This is a genomic window from Gemella haemolysans (genome assembly GCF_001553035.1).
GTDB classification, from domain to species: Bacteria; Bacillota; Bacilli; order Staphylococcales; family Gemellaceae; genus Gemella; species Gemella haemolysans_B.
Genome location: NZ_KQ959934.1, coordinates 1 through 5,325, shown reverse-complemented (window position 1 = coordinate 5,325; position 5,325 = coordinate 1). Strand labels below are relative to the sequence as shown.

The 5,325-nt window shown below is 30.4% G+C and carries 4 protein-coding genes; 3 read left to right on the top strand and 1 reads right to left on the bottom strand.

All coding sequences use genetic code 11. The annotated features are described in order from the left end of the window. Positions 1-283: 283 nt before the first annotated feature. The gene (locus HMPREF3186_RS02415) at positions 284-667 is read left to right on the top strand and encodes a RidA family protein (RefSeq protein WP_003147859.1); all 384 of its coding nucleotides are present in this window, start codon (positions 284-286) and stop codon (positions 665-667) included. Positions 668-697: 30 nt separating this feature from the next. On the opposite strand, the gene HMPREF3186_RS02410 is transcribed toward HMPREF3186_RS02415, so the two are convergent. After that, positions 698-1,561 (bottom strand): hypothetical protein, encoded by an 864-nt coding sequence (locus HMPREF3186_RS02410; protein ID WP_060913776.1) that lies wholly within the window; start codon positions 1,559-1,561, stop codon positions 698-700. 565 nt (positions 1,562-2,126) lie between these two features. Between HMPREF3186_RS02410 and hisS the strand changes: the two genes are divergently transcribed. Further along, positions 2,127-3,407: a histidine--tRNA ligase gene (gene hisS, locus HMPREF3186_RS02405; RefSeq protein ID WP_060913775.1), complete on the top strand. Its 1,281-nt coding sequence runs from the start codon at positions 2,127-2,129 to the stop codon at positions 3,405-3,407. Further along, positions 3,407-5,179 carry an aspartate--tRNA ligase gene (gene aspS, locus HMPREF3186_RS02400; protein WP_060913774.1) on the top strand — a complete coding sequence of 591 codons (1,773 nt, stop codon included), beginning with the start codon at positions 3,407-3,409 and terminating at the stop codon, positions 5,177-5,179. Before hisS ends, aspS begins: the two co-directional genes overlap by 1 nt. Positions 5,180-5,325: the final 146 nt, after the last annotated feature.

Here is a 5,325-nt window from a genome sequence, read left to right as displayed (position 1 = left end):
TTTCCATGCCCCGGATTTAGTATACAACCTTTTATTTTTTAAGACTAAAAATTATTATAAATTAATTGGAAAATATCAGAAAGTTACTATAATGGTAATATGTTGAAAACGAATACGATTTTATTGAAAAATTTTCTGTAATAAATTATAATAAAATGAAAAGGTATAAGATATCATTTATTACAGTGTCTATTTAAAAGAAGATAAACTTCTTTAATATACTCTCGTAATGAAGTATTGATCAAAAGTTGATATTTTATCAAAATAAAAGGAGATTTATAAGATGAAAATTACAGAAGTAAATACACCAAAAGCACCAAAAGCTGTAGGACCATACGTACAAGCAAATAAAGTAGGCAATCTAATTTTTTGCTCGGGTCAATTAGGAATTAACCCAGAAACTGGAAAAATAGTTGAAGGTGGAGTTATCGAAGAAGCAAAACAAGTGTTTAAAAATATTGAAGCAGTTTTAGAAGAAGCAGGGAGCTCTATGAATCATGTTGTAAAATCATTAGTATTATTAAAAGATATTGCTGATTTTGCTGAAGTGAATAAAGTTTATGCGGAGCAATTCAATGATGTGCTTCCGGCTAGATCGGCTTTCCAAGTAGCAGCATTGCCATTAGGTGGTAATATTGAGATTGAAGTTATAGCTGTAGAAAAATAAGATAATAGAAAAAATCAAGGATAGTCATTGTTATCCTTGATTTTTTGCGTTATAGCTAGCAATTGCAGCGTTTATTTCTTCATTTGTAAAATTAGAGATATCACCTTTTAATTCATTCTCAATGATATTTCTACTAGTGCTACCTTCCTGAGTGTAACGTATAGTATTATATGTCTCAGGTACTTGTTGACCAACAATTTGTGGATGGTTTTGAGTATTAGGTATAGATGAAGCTTTTTTAGTATCCGTAGAATTATTCTTAGTACTATTAGAATTTTTATTAGTAGATGTAGTTTCTTTTTTAGAGACTACTCTATTTTCTATTTCTTTTTTAGTTTCTTCTTTTTTCGTAACATTAGTTTTGTGATCTTGTTCCAATTCTGAGGTTTCAGAATTTAATAATTTTTCTTTTAAGGCTTCGTATTTAAATTCATACTTAGCTATAATAGCTTTAACTTGATCAGTATAGTTAGGTGAAGTTGTATCTAATTCTAAAATCTCAGTAAGAGCATTATCATAATTATCTAATTGTGTATCTAAATATGAAATTGCTTTTGAAAAAGTATGATTTGTGTCTAATTTTTTTGCTTGTTTTAAACGTTCATAAGCAGTTTCTGTGTCTGCATTATTAAGTGCATTATCGATTTTTACTAGTTCACTAGCAATATTAACTTCATTATCAATATTTCTTAATGTTTCTTTAGCTTTTTCTGTAGTTAAAGTTTCAAGGCCGTTTAAGCCAGTTTTAAAATCATATGAATCATTAATTAATGATATATATTTTGAATGTTCTTCTTTGAAATTCTTATTTCCTGCATTAAGGTAGTAATATGTCCCACCTACTAAGAAAAATATTGCTAATATAGGCATTAAAACAGAGATTATTTTTTTCATAAAGGGTTGCACTCCTTTCTTTAATGTCTTCAACTATAATTTATTGTATAATGTTAAGGAAAAAAAATCAAGTGAAGGAAATAATAAGTAATTAATTTAAATATGCATTTTATCTGTTTGGTTGCTTAGGAACTGTCTAGTATAGTGAAATAAATAGTAGCTATTAATATTGAATTTTGTAGAAAAATAATCTTATATACAGGCTAGAATATTTGGAATAGATTTTAAAAATAATATGATGAAATATATAATAATTTCTTGACAATAGTAATAGTTTGGTATAATATATTTAAAAGAAACGTGACAAAAAAAGTAAAAAGAATTTTATTTTATGTTTTAATTAAAGAGAATTTAATCCCTTGGCTGAAAGATTAAATATTAATGATTAAAATAAGTAACACTTTTTGTAAAACTTAATAATTTAAAAATAAGGTATCGATATTTCGATATGAATTAGGGTGGCACCACGAATTTAGTTATCGTCCCATATAGTATAAGCTATATGGGGCGATTTTAATTTATATTGAAGTATGATTTGTAGATAAATTATTGAAAGGAGAATGAAATGGTAATTAGTATGCCGAGAGGGACTCAAGATATACTACCTGAAGAAAGTATTAAATGGCAGTATATTGAAGGGAAACTAAGAGAAATTAGCAAGAACTTTTGCTATGAAGAAATTAGAACACCGATGTTTGAATCAACAGAATTATTCAGTAGAGGTGTTGGAGATACTACTGATATAGTTCAAAAAGAGATGTATACTTTCCAAGATAAAGGAAATAGATCTTTAACACTAAGACCTGAGGGAACTGCTGGAACAGTTCGTTCATATATAGAAAACAAATTATTCGCAAAAACAATTCAACCACAAAAACTATACTATGTTGGTCCGATGTTTAGATATGAAAGAAAACAAAAAGGACGTTATCGTCAATTCGTTCAATATGGAGTTGAGGTTATTGGAGAAGAAAGTCCAAAGATTGATGCAGAAGTAATAAGCTTAGCGTACAATATTTACAGAATGTTTGGTATAGAAAATATCAAGGTAAGTATTAACTCTTTAGGAAATCCTGAAGAGAGACAAGCTTATAATGAAGCATTAGTAAAACATTTTGAGCCTAGAATAAATGAGTTTTGTGAAGATTGTAATAATCGACTTTACAAAAATCCTATGAGAATTTTAGATTGTAAAGTTGATGCAGGACATGAACTTATTAAATCAGCACCAAAACTATTAGATTACTTAGGTGAGGAATCAAAACAATATTTTGCCGAAGTGCTAAAACACTTAGATGCGCTTGGTGTAAAGTATGAAATCGATCATAATTTAGTTCGCGGATTAGATTACTATACTCACACTGCATTTGAAATTATGATAGATAATCCTGAAGTGGAATTAAAAACACTTTGTGGAGGTGGTCGTTATAATGGTTTAATTAAATTGTTAGATGGACCAGAAGATAAAAAAGGTATTGGTTTTGCTTTAAGTATCGAAAGATTATTATTAGCACTAGAAAGTGAAAATATTGAATTACCTATAGATGATACAATCGATGTGTTTGTAGTTGCTATGGGTGAAGAAGCTTCAAATGCTGGAGTAAAACTTACTAATGATTTAAGGTTAGCTGGATATAGCGTACAAAATGATTATTTTGATAAAAAAATGAAAGCTCAAATGAAGATTGCAGATAGATATAATGCAAAATATTCTATAATAATTGGACAAAGTGAACTGGAAAATGGAACACTTGTCATAAAAGACATGAAATCATTTGAACAAGAAACAATTAACTTAGATAACATAGTTGATTATTTACAAGAGAAATTGAGAGGAGAAAAATAATGAGCGCATACGGAAGAACGGAATACGCTGGTCGTATAGATGAAAAATATGTTGGAAAAAAAATAACATTAAAAGGTTGGGTTAGTAAACGTCGTGACCTTGGTAACTTAATCTTTATAGACGTAAGAGATAGAATGGGTGTAGTTCAATGTGTATTCTCAGGAGAAAAAAATACAGAATTACATGAACTAGCAGGAACTTTAAGAAACGAATTCGTAGTTTCTATTGAAGGAGAAGTAGTATTAAGAAATGAATCTACTGTAAACGAGAAAATTGCATCAGGAAAAGTAGAAGTTATCGCTGATAAATTAGAAATTTTATCAAAAGCAAAAACATTACCATTCGTATTAGACGATGCAAGTTTATCAAGTGAAGAGCTACGTCTAAAATATCGTTACCTTGACTTAAGAAGAACAGAACTTGCAGAAGTATTACACTTACGTTCAAAAATTACTAAAGCAACTAGAGATTATTTAGACAACAATATGTTTGTTGATGTTGAAACACCAATTTTAACTAAGTCTACTCCAGAAGGAGCACGTGACTACTTAGTACCAAGTAGGGTTCACCCGGGTGAATTCTATGCATTACCGCAATCACCACAACTATTTAAACAATTATTAATGGTTGCTGGATTTGACAGATACTATCAAGTAGCTCGTTGTTTCCGTGACGAAGATTTACGTGCAGACAGACAGCCAGACTTCACACAAATCGATATGGAAATGAGCTTTATGTCACAAGAAGAAATTCTTACTATGATAGAAGGTTTAATTGCACACGTAATGAAAGAAGTAAAAGGTATCGATGTAGTTTTACCATTCCCAAGACTTGATTACGAAGAAGCAATGGAAAGATTTGGTAGTGATAAACCAGATACTCGCTTCGGAATGGAATTAAAAGATGTTAGTGATCTTGTTAAGAACTTAGACTTCAAAGTGTTCTCAAATGCAGTAGAACAAGGTGGAGCAGTAAAATGTATCGTAGCTAAAGGATGTGCAGAGCAATATTCTCGTAAAGATATCGACGCTTTAGGTAAATATGTTGCAAACTATGGAGCTAAAGGATTAGCATGGGTAAAAGTAACAGAAGAAGGATTAAATGGAGCAATTGCTAAATTCTTTACTGATGAAGTAGCTCAAGAATTAGTAGCTCGTGTAGATGCAGAAGTTGGAGATATAATATTATTTGCTGCAGACAGTAAGAAAGTATGTTACGCATCATTAGGTGCATTACGTCAAAAACTAGCTGCTGATTTAGACTTAATTGATAAAGATAAATACAACTATCTATGGGTAGTAAACTGGCCATTATTAGAATATGATGAAGAGAAAGGTCGTTATAGTGCAGCCCACCACCCATTCACAATGCCAAAAGTAGAAGATGTTGAACTATTAGAGACAGCACCAGAAAAAGCATATGCACAAGCTTATGATATAGTACTTAATGGATATGAGTTAGGTGGAGGAAGTATCCGTATTTACGATAAAGAAGTTCAATCTTCTATGTTTAAAGCGTTAGGATTCACACAAGAACAAGCACAAGAACAATTTGGATTCCTATTAGATGCATTTGAATATGGTGTACCACCTCACGGAGGTTGTGCTCTGGGATTAGATAGATTCGTTATGTTATTAGCCGGACGTGATAACTTACGTGATACAATCGCGTTCCCTAAAACTGCGAATGCAGCTGATCCGATGACTCAAGCTCCATCATCAGTAGATCTAGAACAACTATTAGAATTAAATATTTCATTACTAAGAAAATAAATCAAATAGTAATATAATGCATATCTGAGGAAGAGTTAATCTTTTCCTCAGATTTTTTTAAAAAATGTATTGACATAAATTAAAACAGATGATAAAATAGTAAAAGTCTTCTCAAGAAGAAGACGAACAATCAAACATTTCAAAAT